General features: G+C 67.3%; 19 protein-coding genes and 1 tRNA gene. 12 read left to right on the top strand and 8 right to left on the bottom strand.

Annotated elements, in window-relative coordinates; translation table 11 throughout:
• Nucleotides 1-159: 159 nt before the first annotated feature.
• Both ACZ4UU_RS12580 and ACZ4UU_RS12575 read right to left on the bottom strand, forming a co-directional pair.
• Nucleotides 160-1,254 (bottom strand): ParB/RepB/Spo0J family partition protein, encoded by a 1,095-nt coding sequence (locus ACZ4UU_RS12580; RefSeq protein ID WP_468039116.1) that lies wholly within the window; start codon nt 1,252-1,254, stop codon nt 160-162.
• Nucleotides 1,251-2,324 (bottom strand): ParA family protein, encoded by a 1,074-nt coding sequence (locus ACZ4UU_RS12575; protein ID WP_079056166.1) that lies wholly within the window; start codon nt 2,322-2,324, stop codon nt 1,251-1,253. The genes ACZ4UU_RS12580 and ACZ4UU_RS12575 overlap by 4 nt, the downstream gene beginning before the upstream one ends.
• Before the next feature lie 587 nt (nt 2,325-2,911).
• On the opposite strand from ACZ4UU_RS12575, the gene ACZ4UU_RS12570 reads away from it, so the two are divergent.
• Entirely contained in the window at nt 2,912-3,253 is a 342-nt protein-coding gene (locus tag ACZ4UU_RS12570) for a hypothetical protein (RefSeq protein ID WP_468039114.1), read from the top strand.
• 119 nt (nt 3,254-3,372) lie between these two features.
• On the opposite strand, the gene rsmG is transcribed toward ACZ4UU_RS12570, so the two are convergent.
• The 6 genes from rsmG to rpmH all read right to left on the bottom strand — a co-directional run bounded on the left by rsmG (nt 3,373) and on the right by rpmH (nt 6,925).
• Entirely contained in the window at nt 3,373-4,089 is a 717-nt protein-coding gene (gene rsmG / locus ACZ4UU_RS12565; RefSeq protein WP_468039112.1) for a 16S rRNA (guanine(527)-N(7))-methyltransferase RsmG, read from the bottom strand.
• A 122-nt stretch (nt 4,090-4,211) separates the two neighbouring features.
• Complete coding sequence (locus tag ACZ4UU_RS12560; protein WP_468039110.1) at nt 4,212-4,724, bottom strand: Jag family protein; 513 nt, start codon at nt 4,722-4,724, stop codon at nt 4,212-4,214.
• Between the two features lie 15 nt (nt 4,725-4,739).
• Nucleotides 4,740-6,041: a membrane protein insertase YidC gene (gene yidC, locus ACZ4UU_RS12555; protein ID WP_468039108.1), complete on the bottom strand. Its 1,302-nt coding sequence runs from the start codon at nt 6,039-6,041 to the stop codon at nt 4,740-4,742.
• Between the two features lie 3 nt (nt 6,042-6,044).
• Nucleotides 6,045-6,398, bottom strand: coding sequence for a membrane protein insertion efficiency factor YidD (gene yidD, locus ACZ4UU_RS12550; protein WP_468039106.1), 354 nt, complete (start codon nt 6,396-6,398; stop codon nt 6,045-6,047).
• Entirely contained in the window at nt 6,395-6,766 is a 372-nt protein-coding gene (gene rnpA, locus ACZ4UU_RS12545) for a ribonuclease P protein component (RefSeq protein ID WP_468039104.1), read from the bottom strand. The genes yidD and rnpA overlap by 4 nt, the downstream gene beginning before the upstream one ends.
• Nucleotides 6,767-6,787: 21 nt before the next feature.
• The gene (gene rpmH, locus ACZ4UU_RS12540; RefSeq protein WP_015659252.1) at nt 6,788-6,925 is read right to left on the bottom strand and encodes a 50S ribosomal protein L34; all 138 of its coding nucleotides are present in this window, start codon (nt 6,923-6,925) and stop codon (nt 6,788-6,790) included.
• A 383-nt stretch (nt 6,926-7,308) separates the two neighbouring features.
• Between rpmH and dnaA the strand changes: the two genes are divergently transcribed.
• From dnaA to ACZ4UU_RS12485, 11 genes are all read left to right on the top strand, one after another.
• Entirely contained in the window at nt 7,309-9,228 is a 1,920-nt protein-coding gene (gene dnaA, locus ACZ4UU_RS12535; protein WP_468039102.1) for a chromosomal replication initiator protein DnaA, read from the top strand.
• 894 nt (nt 9,229-10,122) lie between these two features.
• Nucleotides 10,123-11,253, top strand: coding sequence for a DNA polymerase III subunit beta (dnaN, locus tag ACZ4UU_RS12530; RefSeq protein ID WP_468039101.1), 1,131 nt, complete (start codon nt 10,123-10,125; stop codon nt 11,251-11,253).
• 177 nt (nt 11,254-11,430) lie between these two features.
• Entirely contained in the window at nt 11,431-12,306 is an 876-nt protein-coding gene (gene gnd, locus ACZ4UU_RS12525; RefSeq protein ID WP_468039099.1) for a phosphogluconate dehydrogenase (NAD(+)-dependent, decarboxylating), read from the top strand.
• 171 nt (nt 12,307-12,477) lie between these two features.
• On the top strand, nt 12,478-13,599 hold the full coding sequence (gene recF / locus ACZ4UU_RS12520; protein ID WP_468039097.1) for a DNA replication/repair protein RecF: 1,122 nt from the start codon (nt 12,478-12,480) through the stop codon (nt 13,597-13,599).
• Nucleotides 13,596-14,144 (top strand): DciA family protein, encoded by a 549-nt coding sequence (locus ACZ4UU_RS12515; protein WP_217212318.1) that lies wholly within the window; start codon nt 13,596-13,598, stop codon nt 14,142-14,144. Before recF ends, ACZ4UU_RS12515 begins: the two co-directional genes overlap by 4 nt.
• A 473-nt stretch (nt 14,145-14,617) precedes the next feature.
• Nucleotides 14,618-16,690 carry a DNA topoisomerase (ATP-hydrolyzing) subunit B gene (gene gyrB, locus ACZ4UU_RS12510; protein ID WP_468039095.1) on the top strand — a complete coding sequence of 691 codons (2,073 nt, stop codon included), beginning with the start codon at nt 14,618-14,620 and terminating at the stop codon, nt 16,688-16,690.
• Between the two features lie 42 nt (nt 16,691-16,732).
• Nucleotides 16,733-19,330 (top strand): DNA gyrase subunit A, encoded by a 2,598-nt coding sequence (gene gyrA, locus ACZ4UU_RS12505; protein WP_468039093.1) that lies wholly within the window; start codon nt 16,733-16,735, stop codon nt 19,328-19,330.
• Between the two features lie 18 nt (nt 19,331-19,348).
• Nucleotides 19,349-20,158: a DUF3566 domain-containing protein gene (locus ACZ4UU_RS12500; RefSeq protein WP_468039091.1), complete on the top strand. Its 810-nt coding sequence runs from the start codon at nt 19,349-19,351 to the stop codon at nt 20,156-20,158.
• Nucleotides 20,159-20,267: 109 nt separating this feature from the next.
• A tRNA-Ile gene (locus tag ACZ4UU_RS12495) sits at nt 20,268-20,341 on the top strand.
• Nucleotides 20,342-20,445: 104 nt separating this feature from the next.
• Nucleotides 20,446-20,799, top strand: a complete 354-nt coding sequence (locus ACZ4UU_RS12490; protein ID WP_468039089.1) for a VOC family protein — start codon at nt 20,446-20,448, stop codon at nt 20,797-20,799.
• A 46-nt stretch (nt 20,800-20,845) separates the two neighbouring features.
• The gene (locus tag ACZ4UU_RS12485) at nt 20,846-21,589 is read left to right on the top strand and encodes an AAA family ATPase (RefSeq protein WP_468039087.1); all 744 of its coding nucleotides are present in this window, start codon (nt 20,846-20,848) and stop codon (nt 21,587-21,589) included.
• Nucleotides 21,590-21,591: the final 2 nt, after the last annotated feature.

The raw sequence follows: 21,591 nt of genomic DNA, 5'->3' as shown, positions 1-21,591 counted from the left end.
CCCTAAGAGGTCTTGCCAGGTGGATGCGCCATACCCGAACGCATCGTATCCACGAAGCGATTCCCTCGATACCGCCAGAAAGCAAAGTGCGGGCCGTGTTCCGGTACACACCGGACACGGCCCGCATGGGTAGCCGGGCGGAGCCCCGGCGGGCCGAGCTCAGAGCTCGGTGTCGTCCGCGTCACCGTCCAGGAGACTCTTCTGAAGGGCCAGCTTCTCGCCCGGAGCGAGTGTGCTGAGGATCCGCTCGAGGTCGTCCGGGGAGGCGAACTCGACGGTGATCTTGCCCTTCTTCTGGCCCAGCTCGACCTTCACCCGCGTCTCGAAACGGTCCGAGAGACGGGTCGCGAGGTCGGACAGCGCTGGGGAGGGCACGGAGCCGGCCCGCGGCCCCCTGGAACGCTGGGCCTTCTGCGGACGGGAACCCATCAGGGTCACGATCTCTTCGACCGAGCGGACCGAAAGTCCCTCGGCCACCACCCGGTAGGCCAGCCGCTCCTGCTCCTCCGGGTCCTCGACGGAGAGGAGCGCCCGCGCATGCCCGGCGGAGAGCACTCCCGCGGCCACCCGGTTCTGGACCTTCGGCGAGAGCTTCAGCAGACGCAGGGTGTTGGAGACCTGCGGGCGCGAACGGCCGATGCGGTCCGCCAGCTGGTCGTGCGTGCAGTTGAAGTCCTTCAGCAGCTGATCGTAGGCAGCCGCCTCTTCGATCGGATTCAACTGAGCCCGGTGCAGGTTCTCCAGGAGGGCGTCCAGGAGAAGCTTCTCGTCGTCCGTGGCCCGCACGATCGCCGGGATCGCCTCGAGGCCGGCCTCACGGCAGGCCCGCCAGCGCCGCTCGCCCATGATGAGCTCGTAGCGTGCGGGGCCCATCTGCCGTACGACGATCGGCTGGAGGAGACCAACCTCCTGGATGGAGGTGACCAGTTCTTGCAGCGCATCCTCGTCGAAGATCTCACGCGGCTGCCGCGGGTTCGGCGTGATCGCCTCAAGGGGGATCTCGGCGAAGTGGGCGCCCATGGGAGGCGCGGGCGTCTCCACGGCACCGTGGGGTGCCGACTCCTCGGTTTCATGTGAAACATGCGGCAGTGTGGCCACCTTGGCCGCGGCCACCCCGCGCTCACTCAGCACCGGAACGGCAGTCGGGGACGAAGCAGCGCCTCCCATCGCAGCAGGAGGCACCGTCTTCTCCGTCGGTGCAGCAGGGATCAGTGCGCCGAGACCACGGCCCAACCCCCTCCGTCGCTCGCTCACTGGATCCCCTCCGCCATGCTCGGATTGCTCTGAGCGCCGAAGTGGGCGTGCGTCGGGTCGTAACTGACGCCCACACCCTTCAGCGCGATTTCTCGTGCCGCCTCAAGATACGACAGGGCACCGCTCGATCCCGGATCGTAGGTCAGCACCGTCTGCCCGTAGCTCGGCGCCTCGGAGATACGGACCGAGCGGGGAATGCTCGTCCGCAGCACCTCGTCGCCGAAGTGGGTACGTACCTCGTCCGCAACCTGGGACGCGAGCCGCGTCCGGCCGTCGTACATGGTGAGCAGGATCGTCGAGACGTGCAGAACGGGGTTGAGGTGCCCCCGGACCAGGTCGACGTTCCGCAGCAGCTGGCCGAGGCCCTCCAGCGCGTAGTACTCGCACTGGATCGGGATCAGGACCTCCTGCCCGGCCACCAACGCATTGACCGTCAGCAGACCGAGCGAGGGAGGGCAGTCGATGAGGACGTAGTCCAGCGGCTGCTCGTAAGCCTGAATCGCCCGCTGGAGTCGGCTTTCGCGCGCCACCAGAGACACCAACTCGATCTCCGCACCGGCGAGATCGATCGTGGCAGGGGCGCAGAAGAGGCCCTCGACGTCGGGAACCGGCTGGACGACTTCCGCAAGCGGCTTGCTCTCGACCAACACGTCGTAGATGGAAGGGACTTCGGCGTGATGATCGATCCCCAAGGCAGTGGACGCGTTGCCCTGCGGGTCGAGGTCGATGACCAGCACGCGGCCACCATGAAGGGCCAGCGACGCGGCAAGGTTGACGGTCGTCGTCGTCTTGCCCACGCCCCCCTTCTGATTGGCGACCACCATGACGCGGGTCTGCTCGGGCCGCGGCAGGCCCTCGCCGGCGCGGCCTAGAGCCTCCACCGCCAGTTGGGCAGCACGACCGATGGGAGTGTCGTCCATCGGGGGCGGTGTTTCACGTGAAACATCCTCCCCCGTCGACTCGGTACGGGGACCGGGGACCGGATCGGTCATCGGTCCCGCGATGTTGGCGTCGGACCGCAAGGATTCACTCTCCTCGACTTCAGGCTCGCAATGAACAGAGCCTCCCATGTCTTCGGGGTCGTGAACCAGTGAGGCCTGGTGTTCTGTGGAGAAATCCACCTCTGTGGACAACTCCGTGCCCCTCAAGGGGGACGGAGTGTCATCAGGAGGACCTTCTCCGAGAGAACCAAGGGGTTGTCGGTCGCGAGGTTCGGCCGCAGCGCGGCCGCGGCTGATGATCCCGTGCAGCAGTGAGCGACGTTTCACGTGAAACACGATGCCAGCGTCATCCTGAAATGCCTCACGACACTCCATCGCAAGTAGTTTGTACCCTTTTACGGAGTACGCCCTAGGCATCCAAGAGGGTCACCACACCCTCCAAGAGCCACACATGAGACGTCTGCCACAGCTGTCACCCCTCACAGGGCGGAACGATAGTGATCATTCAGGCAGAAACACCCTCACGCCATACAGCCCAAATGCATCTCAAGGTATTTATCGCGCAAATTTCGCTGACGAATCAACGAGGTAGGGTGCGAGATGAAACGGGGGGCTCCGGGCGTCGACCAATCCGGTCCTCTTTATGAGGTAGCGCATTCGCGCACTTTCCGCTTCATTGAGTATTGACCAAAAAGCAAGACATCACGGGGAGCACCATGAAGAGCAGGAATTTCGCGCGCGCGGCTGCCATATTCGTCGGCGTCGGAATGCTGAGCGTCACCACGCCGGCCTTCGCCGACCAGGACGTCAAGGCCATCTGGGGACACGGATACCGCACCAGCAGTGACCATGGCGTTGCCGCCGTCAAGGACCTTGGCGACGACGACAACGAGGTCTACGTGCAGTACACCCGAAGCGGCCATGGCGACAAGATCTTCACCTTGTGGAACAAGAAGGGTAAGGGCACCACGACGTACAGTGGCGACGGTGGCACGGTGACCATCAAGAGGGTCTGCCGCTCCATCTCCCTGGCCCGGGACTACTGCAAGGACCGGTAAATTCGGAGCCTGTTGATCAGGAGTCCGGAAACATAAAAGAGAGGTGCCCGCCCCAGGGGATAACTCCCGGGACGGGCACCTCTTTTGCTTAAAAAGCGATACGCGGCGTTCGGCTCCCGTCAGCGCCTGCGCCGTGCCCGGGTCGACCGGGCCGCCTTCGCACGCTTCGCCGCGAAACGCACACCTCCCGGGCTCTCCCCGACCTCCACGCGGACGACGGTGGACATCGGATCCACTACTCCCTCGCCCACGTGCAGGATGGACGTCTCCACGGCGCCGAGCTTGCTCAGCGCCGTGGAGGCGCTCTTGAGCTCCTCTTCGGCAGCGTCGCCCTTGAGGGCGAGCATCTCGCCGTACGGTCGCAGCAGAGGGATTCCCCAGGTGGCCAGTCGGTCCAGCGGCGCCACGGCACGGGCGGTGACAACGTGCACCGGCGTCAGCTTCCCCATGACCTCCTCGGCACGGCCACGTACCACCGTCACGTGATCGAGGCCCAACAGTTCCACCACCTCGGTCAGAAAGTTGGTGCGTCGTAGCAGCGGCTCAAGCAGCGTGATCTTCAGGTCCTCCCGGACGAGGGCCAGAGGAATGCCAGGCAGGCCTGCGCCCGAGCCGACATCGCACACGGTCACCCCCTCCGGCACCACCTCGGAGAGCACCGCACAGTTCAGCAGATGCCGCTCCCACAGGCGGGGCACCTCACGCGGGCCGATCAGACCGCGCTGCACACCCGCCTCAGCGAGCAGTTCGGCGTAGCGGACCGCATCTGCGTAGCGATCGCCGAACACCTCACGTGCCTGCTCGGGCGCAGGGGGAAGCTCCGCTGCCTCCGTCACGGGGACCGTCCTTCCGTACCGTCGGCGCACCGAGCGCCGACACCAGAACCACCAGAACTATCAGGCTGACAAAGTTCGGCCCCGCCTGCGTGCAGACGGGGCCGGGGGAACGAACGGGCCGATCAGGCGGGGAGCACGACGACGAACCGCTGCGGTTCCTCGCCCTCGGACTCGCTGCGCAGGCCCGCGGACTTGACCGCGTCGTGCACGACCTTGCGCTCGAACGGCGTCATCGGCTTCATCTTCACGGGCTCGCCCGTGCTCTTGACCTCGGCTGCGGCCTTGGCGCCCAGCTCGGAGAGCTCGGCACGCTTCTTGGCCCGGTAGCCCGCGATGTCCAGCATCAGCCGGCTGCGGTCCCCGGTCTCCCGGTGCACGGCCAGGCGCGTGAGCTCCTGGAGTGCCTCCAGCACCTCGCCGTCACGCCCGACCAGCTTCTGCAGGTCTCGGCTGCCCGCGTCGCTGATGATCGAGACAGCGGCGCGGTCGGCCTCGACGTCCATGTCGATGTCGCCGTCGAGATCGGCGATGTCGAGCAGACCCTCGAGGTAGTCCGCCGCGATCTCACCCTCCTGCTCCAGGCGGGTCAGGGTGTCTGCACCCTCGGCAGCGGCGGAGGTGGTGCCTTCCGTCACGGGATGGGCTCCTTCTTACTTCTTGGACGGGGACTTGGGACGCTGCGGGCCGCCCTTGCGCTGCCCGGACTGGGCCTTGCTGCGGGTACCGCCGCCGGGCTTCTGCGCGGCCTTCTTGGCAGAGTCGGACTTCGCAGCGTCGGACTTCGCAGCGCCGGGCTTGGCGTCCTCGGGATCGTCGGACTTCTGAAGCGAGGTGGTCGGCTCACCGCCCTGCTTCGCACCGCCGGACTGCCGCTGGGACTTGCTCTGCCGCTTCGGCTGCTGGCGCTTGGGCGCACCAGCCGTGGTCGGCGTACCGTCCTCTGTCACGGTGGCGACGGCGCCCTCGCTCTTCACCACGCTGCCGTCGGTCTGCGCAGCGAGACCCGCCTTGCTCAGGCCGTTGATGAACTTGCGCTCGTAGTCGTTGCGGTCACGGCCCTTGGCGACGATCGCCTTGATGATCACGCGCTCGCTGCGCTTGCGGGCCTTGCCGTGCTGCGTGACGTGCTTGGTGAGACGCTCCAGGTACGCGGCCTGGGCCTTGGAACCCGGGGTCGGGTTGTTGTGGATGACGTACATCTGCTGGCCCATGGTCCACACGTTGGTGGTCAGCCAGTAGACGAGGACACCGACCGGGAAGTTGATACCGAAGACCGCGAACATGACCGGGAAGACGTACATCAGCATCTTCTGCTGCTGCATGAACGGCGTCTTCACCGTGGTGTCGACGTTCTTCGTCATCAGCTGACGCTGCGTGTAGAACTGCGACGCCGACATCAGAATGATCATGATCGCGGTGACGATCCGAACGTCGGTGAGCGTGGCTTGGAGCGCCTCCACCTTCGAGGAACTGTCGGTGAACTTCGCCGCGAGCGGGGCCCCGAAGATGTGAGCCTTCTGCGCGCTGTCCAACAGGCTCTGGTTGATGGAACCGATGGTGTCGTTGTTCGCGATGCTGTTGAGCACGTGGTACAGGGCAAAGAAGAACGGCGACTGCGCCAGGATGGGAAGGCACGAGGAGAGCGGGTTGGTGCCCGTCTCCTTGTACAGCTTCATCATCTCTTCGGACTGACGCTGCTTGTCGTTCTTGTAGCGCTCCTGGATCTTCTTCATCTCGGGCTGGAGCGTCTGCATGGCCCGGGTCGCCTTGATCTGCTTCACGAAGAGCGGAATCAGGCAGATACGGATCAGAATCACCAGGGACACGATGGACAAGCCCCAGGCCCACCCGGTGTCAGGGCCGAAGATGGCGCCGTACACCTTGTGGAACTGGACGATGACCCATGAGACGGGTGTCGTGATGAAGCTGAAGAGGCTGGCAATCGTGTCCACTAATCATGCTCCTTGCGCATGGGACGAGGTCTCTGCGGCCGGGCTCGAAGGAACATTCTCCTCGGTGGCCGTTTCGGCGGCGGAGTGCCCGCCCTTCCGTGCACGCCACGCATTACGCAGCGACTCGTGCCACCGCGGGCGCTTGCGTGGCGGAACATGGTCCACACCACCCAGCGACCACGGGTTGCACCGCAGGATGCGCCAGGCGGTGAGCGCCGTGCCCTTGATCGCACCGTGCCGGTCGATCGCCGTGTAGCCGTAGTGGGAACACGACGGGTAGTACTTGCACACCGGCCCGAGCAGCGGACTGATCGTCCACTGGTACAGCTTGATCAGAGCCAGCAGTGGGTACTTCATCGCGCGCCCCCTCCCAGGAGCCGCTGCAAAGCGGCGTCCAGGTCTCGGGCCAGCTGTGCATGGTCGGCGCCACCCGCACCGGGCAGCGCTCGTACGACTACCAGGCTACCGGGGGGCAGCTGGTCGACTCGGTCGCGCATCAGATGGCGAAGCCGGCGCTTCACTTTGTTCCGTACGACCGCACCGCCCACAGCCTTGCTCACGACGAAACCCGCACGCGTCGAGGGAGCGCTCTCCCCAGGCGCGTGCGGGTCCATGGCACCGCTGCGAAGGTGGACGACGAGCGTCGGGCGGCCTGCCCGGCGACCTCGTCGTACCGCGGTCGCGAAGTCCTCGCGCCGCCTCAGCCGGTTCTCGGTGGGCAGCACGACGTCATGACCTGATCAGGATCAGGCGGACAGGCTGGCGCGACCCTTGGCACGACGGTTCGCGAGAATCGCGCGGCCAGCGCGGGTGCGCATCCGCAGGCGGAAGCCGTGGGTCTTCGCGCGACGACGGTTGTTCGGCTGGAAGGTGCGCTTGCTCACTCGGGGGCTCCAGAAAGAAATCGGTGTTCGGCGGGTGCCGTCCTGGCTGTCACCGTGCGCCCACGAGTAGCTCGCGTTACGCCCGAGTGCACCGCTTCCCGATCACCCGAGGCGATCTGTGCCCATCGGAGGCAGGCGGCAGCAGCCATCGACAACTCGACCTGGTTACGGTACGCGCGGCTACGCCATCCGGTCAAACCAGAGGTCACGGGGAGACACTATCCACAGGCTGGGGACAACAACTTGAACCGCACCCGCCGCCCTGACTACCGTGGCTGAACTCCGATTCGTTCCCTTGTCCCCTTGATTCTGGCTCCACCCCTTTTGAATCCCGACCCGTCCCACCATCACACGTTCGTGGGACCCGTGAGAGAGCGTGCCCTGTGGCTGACGTACCTGCCGATCTTGCCGCAGTGTGGCCACGAGTACTGGAGCAGCTTCTCGGTGAGGGCCGCGGGCAGGGCGTCGAGGTCAAGGACGAGCACTGGATCCGGCGCTGCCAGCCGCTCGCGCTGGTGGCCGACACCGCCCTCCTCGCCGTACCGAACGAATTTGCGAAAGGCGTACTGGAGGGCCGTCTGGCCCCCATCGTCAGCGAGACCCTGAGCCGCGAATGCGGCCGCCCGATCCGCATCGCGATCACCGTCGACGACTCCGCCGGCGAACCCCCCGCCCCACCGGCGCCCCCCACCCCGCCCCAGCCGCGCTACGAGGAGCCCGAGCTCCCCTCGTACGACGGCTACGGCCGCCACCGCGCCGACGACCGCGGGAACGGCGCACCCAACGACCCGCTGCCCACCGCCCGCCCGGCCTACCCCAGCGAGTACCAGCGCCCCGAGCCCAGCCCCGGCAGCTGGCCCCGCCCGACACAGGACGACTACGGCTGGCAGCAGCAGCGACTCGGCTTCCCGGAGCGAGACCCGTACGCGTCGCCGTCCCAGGACTCCTACGCACAGGACTCCTACGGCGCACCCACGCAGGACTACCGGCCGCAGCGGATGGAACGGCCGTCCTACGACGGACACCGCTCCGACTACGAGCAGCACCGTCCTGACCACGACCAGCACCGCCCCGAGTACGAGCAGCAGCGGCCGGACTACGACCAGCCGCGCGCCGACTACGACCGCGACCCACGCCGCGACCTGCCCGACCCGCCCCCCGGCTCCGGTCATGTGCACCGCGGCGGCCCCGTCGGCGCGAATCTGCCGACCACCGGCGCCCCCGGCCCCCTGGCCGCACAGCCCGCACCGGCCCCCGGCCCCGGCGAACCCACCGCGCGACTGAACCCGAAGTACCTCTTCGACACGTTCGTCATCGGCGCCTCCAACCGCTTCGCCCACGCGGCCGCGGTCGCCGTCGCCGAGGCGCCCGCGAAGGCGTACAACCCCCTCTTCATCTACGGGGAGTCGGGCCTCGGCAAGACGCACCTGCTGCACGCGATCGGGCACTACGCGCGCAGCCTCTACCCGGGCACACGCGTGCGATACGTGAGCTCCGAGGAGTTCACCAACGAGTTCATCAACTCCATCCGCGACGGCAAGGGCGACAGCTTCCGCAAGCGCTACCGCGAGATGGACATCCTGCTCGTCGACGACATCCAGTTCCTCGCGGACAAGGAGTCGACGCAGGAGGAGTTCTTCCACACCTTCAACACGCTCCACAACGCGAACAAGCAGATCGTGCTCTCCAGCGACCGGCCGCCCAAGCAGCTGGTCACGCTGGAGGACCGGCTGCGGAACCGTTTCGAGTGGGGCCTGATCACCGACGTCCAGCCACCCGAGCTGGAGACGCGCATCGCGATCCTCCGCAAGAAGGCGGTCCAGGAGCAGCTCAACGCCCCGCCGGAGGTCCTGGAGTTCATCGCCTCCCGCATCTCGCGCAACATCCGCGAGCTGGAGGGCGCCCTGATCCGGGTGACGGCCTTCGCCTCGCTCAACCGGCAGCCGGTCGACCTGGGCCTGACAGAGATCGTCCTGAAGGACCTGATCCCCGGCGGAGAGGACTCGGCTCCGGAGATCACCTCCACGGCCATCATGAGCGCGACCGCCGACTACTTCGGCCTGACCGTCGAGGACCTGTGCGGCACCTCCCGCGGCCGCGCACTCGTCACGGCCCGCCAGATCGCCATGTACCTGTGCCGCGAGCTCACGGACCTCTCCCTGCCCAAGATCGGCGCACTGTTCGGCGGCCGCGACCACACCACGGTCATGCACGCCGACCGCAAGATCCGCAATCTGATGGCCGAGCGACGCTCCATCTACAACCAGGTCACCGAGCTGACCAACCGCATCAAGAACGGCTGACCGAGCGGGCCGAGCAACGGCCGCAAGAACCGTCGTACGACGCCGAGGGCGCCCCCGGAGAAGGTTCCGGGGGCGCCCTTCGTCATGCCACGGCCGAACGTCCGGACACCGGCTGTTCGATTACCTGCCGGGTTACGGCCACTCTCCACAGATTCGGTGACTTTCTGGCGTCCACACCCTGGGGACTGGAAAGTTGTCCAGACTGTGTCCACAGAGCTGTCTGTTGAAAGACCATCAGACCAGGTCAACTGCTTGTGGATTCGTGGACGAACGATCTCCACAGACTGTGGACAGCGAGAAGATCCACAGGCTGTGCATCAAGTTGTCCACCGGCAACCCACAGGCTGTGGCCAGTTGTCCCCAGCGATCCGCATCTTCTCCACACCGCTGTCCACTGTTCGGCAACACGACGCGCCATCTCACCACCCCGAGTGAAAGGCGTCACACGAAGGTGCCGGGTTGGGCTGTGGGAAAGGTGGGTAAAGCTGGGGACGGCACTGGGGAGAAGTCGCCCCAGCCTGTGCACGGGGTGTGCAGAACTTTCCGTTCTCCACAGAAACCCTGAGTTGTCCACCGCCGTCACCCACAGGCCCCGTGGACAAAATCTCCGCTCTGAGCTGGGCAAACGAGGTTATCCACGGTATCCACAGGCCCTACTACTACTCCCAACTAGAGAGAGCTGGGAATTCGTTTCGAAGAGGGTCCTGTGCACAACTCGCTGTCCGGCTCCCGGCTGCCCCTCGTCACGACTTGACCCCGAGAGGCACCTACTGTCAGTGCCGTGCGTCAGACTGGTCCCCGGTGTCCTTCCCCTCACAGGGGCCGACGACACAGAGACAGACGACGAGGGCCAGGCAGAGCGAGAAGCGCCGGCAACAGCAGGAGGCGGCAACAGTGAAGATCCGGGTGGAACGCGACGTACTCGCGGAGGCAGTGGCCTGGGCGGCACGCAGCCTCCCGGCCCGTCCGCCGGCGCCTGTCCTCGCCGGCCTCCTCCTCAAGGCCGAGGACGGCCAGCTGAGCCTGTCCAGCTTCGACTACGAGGTCTCGGCACGGGTGTCCGTGGAGACGGAGGTCGAGGAGGAGGGCACGGTCCTGGTCTCGGGCCGTCTGCTCGCGGACATCTGCCGCGCTCTGCCCAACCGGCCGGTGGAGATTTCCACAGACGGTGTACGGGCGACCGTGGTCTGCGGCTCCTCGCGGTTCACACTCCACACCCTGCCTGTGGAGGAGTACCCGGCGCTGCCGCAGATGCCGAGCGCCACGGGCACCGTCCCCGGCGAGGTCTTCGCGTCCGCGGCCGCCCAGGTCGCCATCGCGGCCGGCCGTGACGACACGCTGCCCGTGCTGACCGGCGTGCGCATCGAGATCGAGGGCGACACGGTGACGCTGGCGTCCACCGACCGTTACCGCTTCGCGGTCCGCGAGTTCCTGTGGAAGCCGGAGAACCCGGAGGCCTCCGCGGTCGCCCTGGTGCCCGCCAAGACGCTCCTGGACACCGCCAAGGCGCTCACCAGCGGTGACAGCGTCACGCTGGCACTGTCCGGCTCGGGTGCGGGCGAGGGACTGATCGGCTTCGAGGGGGCCGGGCGTCGTACGACGACCCGTCTGCTGGAGGGCGACCTCCCGAAGTACCGCACGCTGTTCCCGACGGAGTTCAACTCCGTCGCCGTGATCGAGACCGCCCCCTTCGTGGAGGCCGTCAAGCGCGTGGCCCTGGTCGCCGAGCGCAACACCCCGGTGCGGCTGAGCTTCGAGCAGGGTGTGCTGATCCTTGAGGCGGGTTCCAGCGACGACGCACAGGCTGTGGAGAGGGTTGACGCCCAGCTGGAGGGCGACGACATCTCGATCGCCTTCAATCCGACCTTCCTGCTGGACGGTCTGAGCGCCATCGACTCCCCGATCGCCCAGCTGTCCTTCACGACGTCCACGAAGCCCGCGCTGCTCAGCGGCAAGCCGGCGTTGGACGCCGAGGCGGACGAGGCCTACAAGTACCTGATCATGCCGGTGCGTCTGAGCGGCTGAGCAGCCGACAGTTGTCCACAGGCCGGTGGAGAAGTGAACGCCGGCCTGTGGGAGAACCCGCAGGTGAGGGCGTACGTATGAGCGCCTGTGCCCACGGATGTGCGCGTGCGTCCGGGTTTAGGCTCATGCATGGGTACGAAGGTGCCCCACACGCCACAGCAACCTAAGGAACAACTGATGGAGCTCGGTCTCGTCGGCCTCGGCAAGATGGGCGGCAACATGCGCGAGCGGATACGCCGCGCGGGCCACACCGTCGTCGGATACGACCGCAACGCGGACCTCGCAGATGTCCACAGCCTGGAAGAGCTTGTGGGCAAGCTTCCCGGGCCGCGCGTGGTCTGGGTGATGGTCCCGGCCGGTGCCCCGACCCAGTCGACCATCGACGAGCTCGCCGAGCTGCTGGAGCCCGGTGACGTCGTCGTGGACGGTGGCAACTCGCGTTGGACGGACGACGAGCGGCACGCCGGGGAGCTGGCGGCCAAGGGCATCGGCTTCGTCGACTGCGGGGTCTCCGGCGGCGTGTGGGGCCTGGAGAACGGCTATGCGCTGATGTACGGCGGCGACGCGGAGAACGTGGCCAAGGTGCAGCCGATCTTCGACGCCCTCAAGCCCGAGGGTGACTTCGGCGCGGTGCACGCCGGCAAGGTCGGCGCGGGGCACTTCGCGAAGATGGTCCACAACGGCATCGAGTACGCGATGATGCAGGCCTACGCCGAGGGCTGGGAGCTGCTGGAGAAGGTCGACTCCGTGACGGACGTCCGGGAGGTCTTCCGTTCCTGGCAGGAGGGTACGGTCATCCGTTCCTGGCTGCTGGACCTCGCGGTGAACGCCCTCGACGAGGACGAGCACCTGGACAAGCTCAAGGGTTTTGCACAGGACTCCGGTGAGGGACGCTGGACTGTGGAGGCCGCGATCGACCACGCGGTGCCGCTGCCGGCGATCACCGCGTCGCTGTTCGCGCGGTTCGCGTCCCGGCAGGACGACTCTCCGCAGATGAAGATGATCGCGGCGCTGCGGAACCAGTTCGGTGGCCACGCGGTCGAGACGAAGTAGTAGCCGTCGGGACCGCCCCGTCGCGAGCGGCGGGGCGGAGCGAGCGACCGTCGGAAACGAGAACAAGTAATCCACACCCTGGGGATGGCACCCTGGCACCCTCGGGAGTGGCCCGGTTGTCCACAACTGGGGAAGGTTGAACCACACGTTGGGGGAGGTCGGCGAACGACCATGCACGTCACGCATCTGTCGCTGGCCGACTTCCGCTCGTACGCCCGGGTCGAAGTTCCGCTCGACCCGGGCGTCACCGCTTTCGTGGGCCCCAACGGCCAGGGCAAGACCAATCTCGTCGAGGCGGTCGGCTACCTCGCGACCCTCGGCAGCCATCGTGTCGCCTCCGACGCCCCGCTGGTCCGCATGGGTGCCGACCAGGCGATCATCCGGGCGCAGGTACGCCAGGGCGACCGGCAGCAACTGGTCGAGCTGGAGCTGAACCCCGGCAGGGCAAACCGGGCTCGCATCAACCGGTCCTCGCAGGTCAGGCCCCGTGACGTGCTCGGCATCGTACGGACCGTCCTGTTCGCGCCGGAGGATCTCGCCCTGGTGAAGGGCGATCCCGGGGAGCGGCGCCGGTTCCTCGACGAGCTGATCACCGCCCGCTCCCCGCGCATGGCCGGCGTTCGCTCCGACTACGAGCGGGTGCTGAAGCAGCGCAACACCCTGCTGAAGTCGGCCGCGCTGGCCCGTCGGCACGGCGGGCGTTCCATGGACCTGTCCACTCTCGACGTCTGGGACCAGCACCTGGCGCGCGCGGGCGCCGAGCTGCTCGCCCAGCGTCTCGATCTGGTCGCCGCGATCCAGCCGCTGGCCGACAAGGCGTACGAGCAGCTGGCGCCGGGCGGCGGTCCGGTCTTGCTGGAGTACAAGCCGTCTGCTCCCGGCGAGGCGCACACGCGCGAGGATCTCTTCGAGCAGCTGATGGCGGCGCTCGCCGAGGCCCGTAAGCAGGAGATCGAGCGTGGTGTCACCCTCGTAGGCCCTCATCGGGACGATTTGCTTCTCAAACTCGGTCAGTTGCCCGCCAAGGGGTACGCCTCGCACGGCGAGTCCTGGTCGTACGCGCTGGCGCTGCGGCTGGCCTCGTACGACCTGTTGCGGGCCGAGGGCAACGAGCCGGTGCTGGTCCTCGACGATGTCTTCGCCGAGCTGGACGCCCGGCGTCGTGAGCGGCTGGCCGAGCTGGTCGCGCCCGCTGAGCAGGTCCTGGTGACGGCCGCGGTCGACGACGACGTGCCGCATGTGTTGGCGGGGGCGCGGTACGCGGTGGCCGAGGGGGCGGTGGAGCGCGTATGAGCGAGAACCCGTCCGAGAAGGCCCCGGACGCCGCCAAGAAGGCTCCGGAGCCCTCCGGCGTCGACCTCGCGCGCGTGGCGCTCAGGGCGGCCAAGGAGCAGGCACGCGCGCGTGGGGACGCGGCGCAGCAGAAGAAGCAGGCGCGGCGTGGGGGGTTGCGCTCGGGCGCGCGTGCCGACGGCCGCGACCCCTTGGCGCTCGGCGCTGCCATTAACCGCTTGATCACCGAGCGGGGCTGGGAGGCCCCGGCTGCGGTGGGCGGTGTGATGGGCCGTTGGCCGCAGATCGTCGGTGAGGACGTCGCGAAGCACTGTGTGCCGGAGAAGTACGACGAGGACGAGCGGGTCCTGGTCGTGCGCTGCGACTCGACGGCCTGGGCGACGAATCTGCGGCTGCTCGCCCCGACCCTGGTGGCCCGTCTCAACGAGGACCTCGGCCATGGCGCGGTGCGGCAGATCAAGGTGCAGGGGCCGGGCGGCCCCGCCCGCCGGTACGGCCCGTTGCGTGCGCCCGGCAGCACGGGGCCCGGTGACACCTACGGGTGACGGGTGCCGGGCAGGCGTGATCGGGCTGTCCGTGGAGGGTGTGCCGGGCCTGTCGAGGGGCCGTCACCGCAGTCCCCGACGCCTCGTCAGGCACAGGTGACCGACATCACATCAGCAGTTGCCGACGGTCCCGGAGCGCGGTCGGCGACCTGCTCGTCGCACCACCGCACGCGGTTGCGAATCGCGACCTGACTCCTAAGTAGCCAAGGGTTGACGCCTGGAAGCGCTGAGTGGCTCCCTGAGCCTCTTGGAGCCCCCATCCGTATATCGGGAGTCGGCCGAGCCGGGTTCAGGGCGGCACATGCGGACTCAGGTACCGGCAAACCCCCATCACTGTCGGCGCAACCGGTAGACTGGAAGCCAATCCCGCCCCAAACGTGGGGACCGTCCGGGAAAAGCTGAGCAACGCTGATCAAGGCTTACCAACGCAACATGCCGCAGCCGCTCCGGCAACCCGCCGACGAGCCTGGCTCGTGCTGTGCCAGAAAGGGCGCTTCGTGGCCGATTCCGGCAACCCCAACGAGAACATCCCGTCCACCGACGCCGAGGCGATCTCGTCGAACGGCGAGGTAACCGCCTCGTACGACGCCAGCGCCATCACCGTCCTCGAGGGTCTGGACGCGGTCCGCAAGCGACCCGGTATGTACATCGGCTCGACCGGCGAGCGCGGCCTGCACCACCTGGTGCAGGAGGTCGTCGACAACTCCGTCGACGAGGCGCTGGCGGGCCACGCGGACACCATCGACGTGACGATCCTCCCCGACGGCGGGGTCCGGGTGGTGGACAACGGCCGTGGCATTCCGGTCGGCATCGTGCCCTCCGAGGGCAAGCCGGCCGTCGAGGTCGTGCTCACCGTGCTGCACGCGGGCGGAAAGTTCGGCGGCGGCGGCTACGCGGTCTCCGGCGGTCTGCACGGCGTGGGTGTCTCCGTCGTGAACGCCCTGTCGACCAAGGTGGCCGTCGAGGTCAAGACCGACGGCTACCGCTGGACGCAGGACTACAAGCTCGGCGTTCCGACGGCCCCGCTGGCCAAGCACGAGGCCACGGAGGAGCACGGTACCTCGGTCACCTTCTGGGCCGACCCGGACATCTTCGAGACGACCGACTACTCCTTCGAGACGCTTTCGCGCCGCTTCCAGGAGATGGCGTTCCTCAACAAGGGTTTGAGGATCAAACTCACTGATGAGCGGGAGTCGGCCAAGGCGACGTCCGGCGCGGACGAGGCGGGCGCGGACGAGAGCGCTGAGGTCAAGTCGGTCGACTACCACTACGAGGGCGGCATCGTCGACTTCGTGAAGTACCTCAACTCCCGCAAGGGAGACGTGGTGCACCCCACCGTCATCGACCTCGAGGCCGAGGACAAGGAGCGCAGCCTCTCCCTCGAAGTCGCGATGCAGTGGAACAGCAGCTACACCGAGGGCGTGTACTCCTTCGCGAACATCATCCACACGCACGAGGGCGGTACGCACGAAGAGGGCTTCCGGGCCGCGCTGACCTCGCTGATCAACAAGTACGCGCGTGACAAGAAGCTGCTGCGCGAGAAGGACGACAACCTCACGGGTGACGACATCCGCGAGGGTCTGACCGCGATCATCTCGGTGAAGCTGAGCGAGCCGCAGTTCGAGGGGCAGACGAAGACCAAGCTGGGCAACACCGAGGTGAAGACCTTCGTCCAGAAGGTCGTCTACGAGCACCTCAACGACTGGCTGGACCGCAACCCGAACGAGGCGGCGGACATCATCCGCAAGGGCATCCAGGCGGCCACCGCGCGCGTGGCGGCCCGCAAGGCCCGTGACCTGACGCGTCGCAAGGGCCTGCTGGAGACCGCCTCCCTGCCGGGCAAGCTCTCCGACTGCCAGTCGAACGACCCCATCAAGTGCGAGATCTTCATCGTCGAGGGTGACTCCGCCGGTGGCTCGGCCAAGTCCGGCCGCAACCCGGAGTACCAGGCGATCCTCCCGATCCGAGGCAAGATCCTCAACGTCGAGAAGGCGCGGATCGACAAGATCCTGCAGAACCAGGAGATCCAGGCGCTGATCTCCGCCTTCGGCACCGGAGTCCACGAGGACTTCGACATCGAGAAGCTCCGCTATCACAAGATCATCCTGATGGCGGACGCCGACGTCGACGGCCAGCACATCAACACCCTGCTGCTGACCTTCCTGTTCCGCTTCATGCGGCCGCTGGTCGAGGCCGGGCACGTGTTCCTGTCCCGTCCCCCGCTGTACAAGATCAAGTGGGGTCGTGACGAGGTCGAGTACGCGTACTCCGACCGCGAGCGCGACGCGCTGCTGGAGATGGGCCGCCAGCGCGGCAAGCGCGTCCGAGAGGACTCGATCCAGCGATTCAAGGGTCTCGGCGAGATGAACGCCGAGGAACTGCGCATCACGACCATGGACCAGGAGCACCGCGTCCTCGGCCAGGTCACCCTGGACGACGCCGCCCAGGCCGACGACCTGTTCTCGGTCCTCATGGGCGAGGACGTCGAGGCACGCCGCCAGTTCATCCAGCGCAACGCCAAGGACGTCCGCTTCCTCGACATCTGAGTCGGTCTCAGCTGACCGCACCAGGAAGGATCTTCACCAGCAATGACCGACGACAACACTCCCGTCACGCCTGACGAGGGCGGCGACATCGCCCAGCGTGTCGAGCCCGTCGGGCTCGAGACGGAGATGCAGCGCTCGTACCTCGACTACGCGATGTCCGTCATCGTCTCGCGTGCCCTGCCGGACGTCCGCGACGGCCTCAAGCCCGTCCACCGCCGTGTCCTGTACGCCATGTACGACGGCGGCTACCGCCCCGAGCGCGGCTTCTACAAGTGCGCGCGCGTGGTCGGCGACGTCATGGGCAACTACCACCCCCACGGCGACTCCTCGATCTACGACGCCCTGGTCCGCCTCGCCCAGCCCTGGTCGATGCGCATGCCGCTCGTCGACTCCAACGGCAACTTCGGCTCTCCGGGCAACGACCCGGCGGCGGCCATGCGGTACACCGAGTGCAAGATGGCGCCGCTGTCGATGGAGATGGTCCGCGACATCGACGAGGAGACCGTCGACTTCACGGACAACTACGACGGCCGCTCCCAGGAGCCGACCGTCCTGCCGGCCCGCTTCCCGAACCTGCTGATCAACGGCTCGGCCGGCATCGCGGTCGGCATGGCGACCAACATCCCGCCGCACAACCTGCGCGAGGTCGCGGCCGGCGCCCAGTGGTACCTGGAGAACCCGGAGGCCTCGCACGAGGAGCTCCTCGACGCCCTCATCGAGCGCATCAAGGGCCCCGACTTCCCGACGGGCGCCCTTGTGGTGGGCCGTAAGGGCATCGAAGAGGCCTACCGGACCGGCCGCGGCTCGATCACCATGCGCGCGGTCGTCGAGGTCGAGGAGATCCAGAACCGCCAGTGCCTGGTGGTCACGGAGCTGCCCTACCAGGTCAACCCCGACAACCTCGCGCAGAAGATCGCCGACCTGGTGAAGGACGGCAAGATCGGCGGCATCGCGGACGTCCGCGACGAGACGTCGTCCCGCACCGGTCAGCGCCTCGTCATCGTGCTCAAGAGGGACGCGGTCGCCAAGGTCGTACTTAATAACCTCTACAAGCACACGGACCTGCAGACGAACTTCGGCGCCAACATGCTGGCGCTCGTCGACGGCGTCCCGCGCACCCTCTCCCTGGACGCGTTCATCCGCCACTGGGTGACGCACCAGATCGAGGTCATCGTCCGCCGTACGAAGTTCCGGCTGCGCAAGGCCGAGGAGCGGGCGCACATCCTGCGCGGCCTGCTGAAGGCCCTGGACGCCATCGACGAGGTCATCGCGCTGATCCGGCGCAGTGACACCGTCGAGATCGCGCGCGGGGGCCTGATGGAGCTCCTGGAGATCGACGAGATCCAGGCCAACGCCATCCTCGAGATGCAGCTGCGCCGACTGGCCGCCCTGGAGCGCCAGAAGATCATCCAGGAGCACGACGAGCTCCAGGCGAAGATCACCGAGTACAACGAGATCCTGGCCTCGCCGGTCCGCCAGCGGGGCATCGTCAGCGCGGAACTCGCCGCGATCGTCGAGAAGTACGGCGACGACCGCAAGACCATGCTGGTGCCCTACGACGGCGACATGTCCATCGAGGACCTGATCGCCGAGGAGGACATCGTCGTCACGGTCTCGCGCGGCGGTTACGTCAAGCGCACCAAGACCGTCGACTACCGCGCGCAGAAGCGCGGCGGCAAGGGCGTACGCGGCACGAAGCTGAAGGAAGACGACATCGTCGACCACTTCTTCGTCTCGACGACGCACCACTGGCTGCTGTTCTTCACCAACAAGGGCCGGGTGTACCGGGCGAAGGCGTACGAGCTTCCCGACGCCGGGCGTGACGCGCGCGGGCAGCACGTCGCGAACCTGCTCGCCTTCCAGCCGGACGAGGCGATCGCCGAGATCCTCGCGATCCGCGACTACGAGGCGGCGCCGTACCTGGTGCTCGCCACGAAGGCGGGTCTGGTGAAGAAGACGCCTCTGAAGGATTACGATTCGCCGCGCTCCGGCGGTGTCATCGCGATCAACCTCCGTGAACGGGAGGACGGTTCCGACGACGAACTGATCGGCGCCGAACTCGTCTCGGCCGACGACGATCTGCTTCTGATCAGCAAGAAGGCACAGTCGATCAGGTTCACGGCCACGGACGAGTCGCTGCGCCCCATGGGCCGCGCCACCTCCGGCGTCAAGGGCATGAGCTTCCGCGAGGGCGACGAGCTGCTCTCGATGAATGTTGTTCGAACCGGTACGTTCGTGTTCACTGCCACCGACGGCGGGTACGCGAAGCGGACCCCCGTCGACGAGTACCGCGTCCAGGGTCGCGGTGGCCTCGGTATCAAGGCCGCCAAGATCGTCGAGGACCGTGGCTCGCTCGTCGGTGCGCTGGTGGTCGAGGAGACCGACGAGATCCTCGCCATCACGCTGGGCGGCGGTGTGATTCGTACGCGAGTCAACGAGGTCAGGGAGACGGGCCGTGACACCATGGGCGTCCAACTGATCAACCTGGGCAAGCGCGATGCCGTCGTGGGCATCGCACGTAACGCCGAGGCGGGACGCGAGGCGGAGGAGGTCGACGGCGATGTGGCCGTCGACGAGACCGCCGAGGATGCCGCCGCGACCATCGGCACGGACGAGGGTGAGGCGCCCTCGGCCGAGTAGCACGAGGAGTGAGTCATCGTGAGCGGAGCCACGGGCGCCGGATCGTCCGGAACCCCCACCGGTTCTACGGCCGGTAAGGAGGCGGACGGCGGAGGCCGTGGCTCCGCCGCGCGTGCGACGGACACGCACACCACGCAGCTGAAGGCGATCAAGTCGCCCGCGAAGGACTCGCCCTCGTCAGGCGCTGGGACCCAGGGGGGAACCGTGACGGACGGCCGGGGCCCGCAGCCCCAGCAGTACGCGGCCGGTGCGGGCTCGGCCCGTCCCGGCGCCCAGCCGCAGCCGGCACCCACAGGGGCGCAGCAGCCGGCCGCGGCGCCGTCCGCGTCGCCGCTGCCCGGGGAACGGCAGGAACAGCAGCCCGCCGCCGGGCCCTACCACCCGCCGCAGGCCTACCAGACGCCCGCTCCGGCGAGCGCGGTACGCCGGCCGCGCACGGGGGCCAGCACGACGCCCCGCACCCGCAAGGCACGCCTGCGGGTGGCCAAGGCCGACCCGTGGTCGGTGATGAAGGTCAGCTTCCTGCTCTCCATCGCCCTGGGCATCTGCACGATCGTCGCGTCCGCGGTGCTGTGGATGGTGATGGACGCGATGGGCGTCTTCTCGACGGTCGGAGGCACGATCTCCGAGGCCACCGGCTCGAACGAGTCGAACGGCTTCGACCTGCAGTCCTTCCTGTCCCTGCCGCACGTCCTGATGTTCACGTCGATCATCGCGGTCATCGACGTCGTCCTCGCGACGGCGCTGGCGACACTGGGCGCGTTCATCTACAACCTGTCCGCCGGCTTCGTGGGCGGCGTCGAGCTGACGCTGGCCGAGGACGAGTGACCTGCGGCTGAACCGCGGCTGACGGTCCCCCGACAACCGATTTTGGGACTGCCCCGGTCGTGCGCTAATCTTCAGGAGTCAGCGCGCGGGACACACCGCAGAGCGCGGCGGGGCTATAGCTCAGTTGGTTAGAGCGCATCCCTGATAAGGATGAGGCCACAGGTTCAAATCCTGTTAGCCCCACATTCGAGAAGACCCCCAGCCGATCATGGTTGGGGGTCTTTCGCGTGCACGGCTGCCCCCCCGTTCGACGAGTGTCGAACTCCCGGTCGGCCTAGACTCCCCGGATGACCTTGGAATGGCGACACGTAGTCGTTCACTCGGCGGATCCGGCGGCGTTGGGGCAGTGGTGGGCCGAGGCGCTCGGCTGGGTCGTGGTCCACGCGTCTGACGTGGAGTTCGCGATCCGCCCGGAGCCGGATCGTTCGCCGGGGCTGGAGTTCGTCCTGTTGCGGGAGAGCAAGAAGGCCAAGAGCCGGCTGCATCTCGACTTCGTGCCCGATGACCAGGACGCCGAGGTGGCCCGCCTGGAGGCCGTCGGTGCGAAGCGCGTGGACATCGGCCAGGGCGAACAGTCATGGGTGGTCATGGAAGACCCCGAGGGCAACGAGTTCTGTGTCCTCGCCCAACGGCGGCAGTGAAGGATCGACCGGCGCGGTTGTCAGTGCCGGATGAGAGCCTGGCGGCATGATCGTCGAACGGGCATACGCGCATGTCGCCGAGGGCGAGCTGGGGGAAGGCAGCCAGTGGCCGTGGTCGGTGCCGTGCGTGCGGCAGTTGCTGGAGGACGGCCTGACGTTCACCGCGCCGGTCACGTTCCTGGTGGGGGAGAACGGCTCGGGCAAGTCGACGCTCGTAGAGGCGCTGGCGGAGGGGTTCGGCCTGGACTCCTGGGGCGGATCCGCGGGCTACAAGTACGCGAGCCGGCGTGAGCCGTCGATGCTGGGCGGCCGGATACGGTTCGAGGCGACGGCGGCCGGGCGTCGGATGCTGCGCGGGCCTCGGACGCGACGCAGAGGCTTCTTTCTGCGGGCGGAGACGGCGCTGGACGCGCTGGGCCGGGAACAGGAGACGGGAAGGCTGTCCGGGGCCGCGGACGAGATGAGCCACGGCGAGGGCTTTCTGATGGCCTTCCGCGAGCGGTTTCAGGAGCCTGGGCTGTACGTCTTGGACGAACCGGAGGCCGCGCTGTCCTTCGCTTCCTGTCTTCAACTCGTCGGACATCTGCATGAGCTGGGGCGTTCCGGTGCACAGATCGTCTGCGCCACGCACTCACCCGTGCTGACGGCGCTGCCAGGCGCCGAGATCATCGAGGTGGGCGACCACGGAATGCGTCCCGCCGACTGGCGGGATCTGGAACTCGTCGACCACTGGAGGCGTTACCTCAACGATCCATGGGCCTATCTGCGGCACATCGTCGAAGCAGGGTGAAG

The sequence above is a fragment of the Streptomyces sp. NPDC028907 genome, assembly GCF_055564995.1.
Note: the sequence above shows the minus strand (reverse complement) of the source record. Positions and strands in the feature narration are given on the sequence as shown.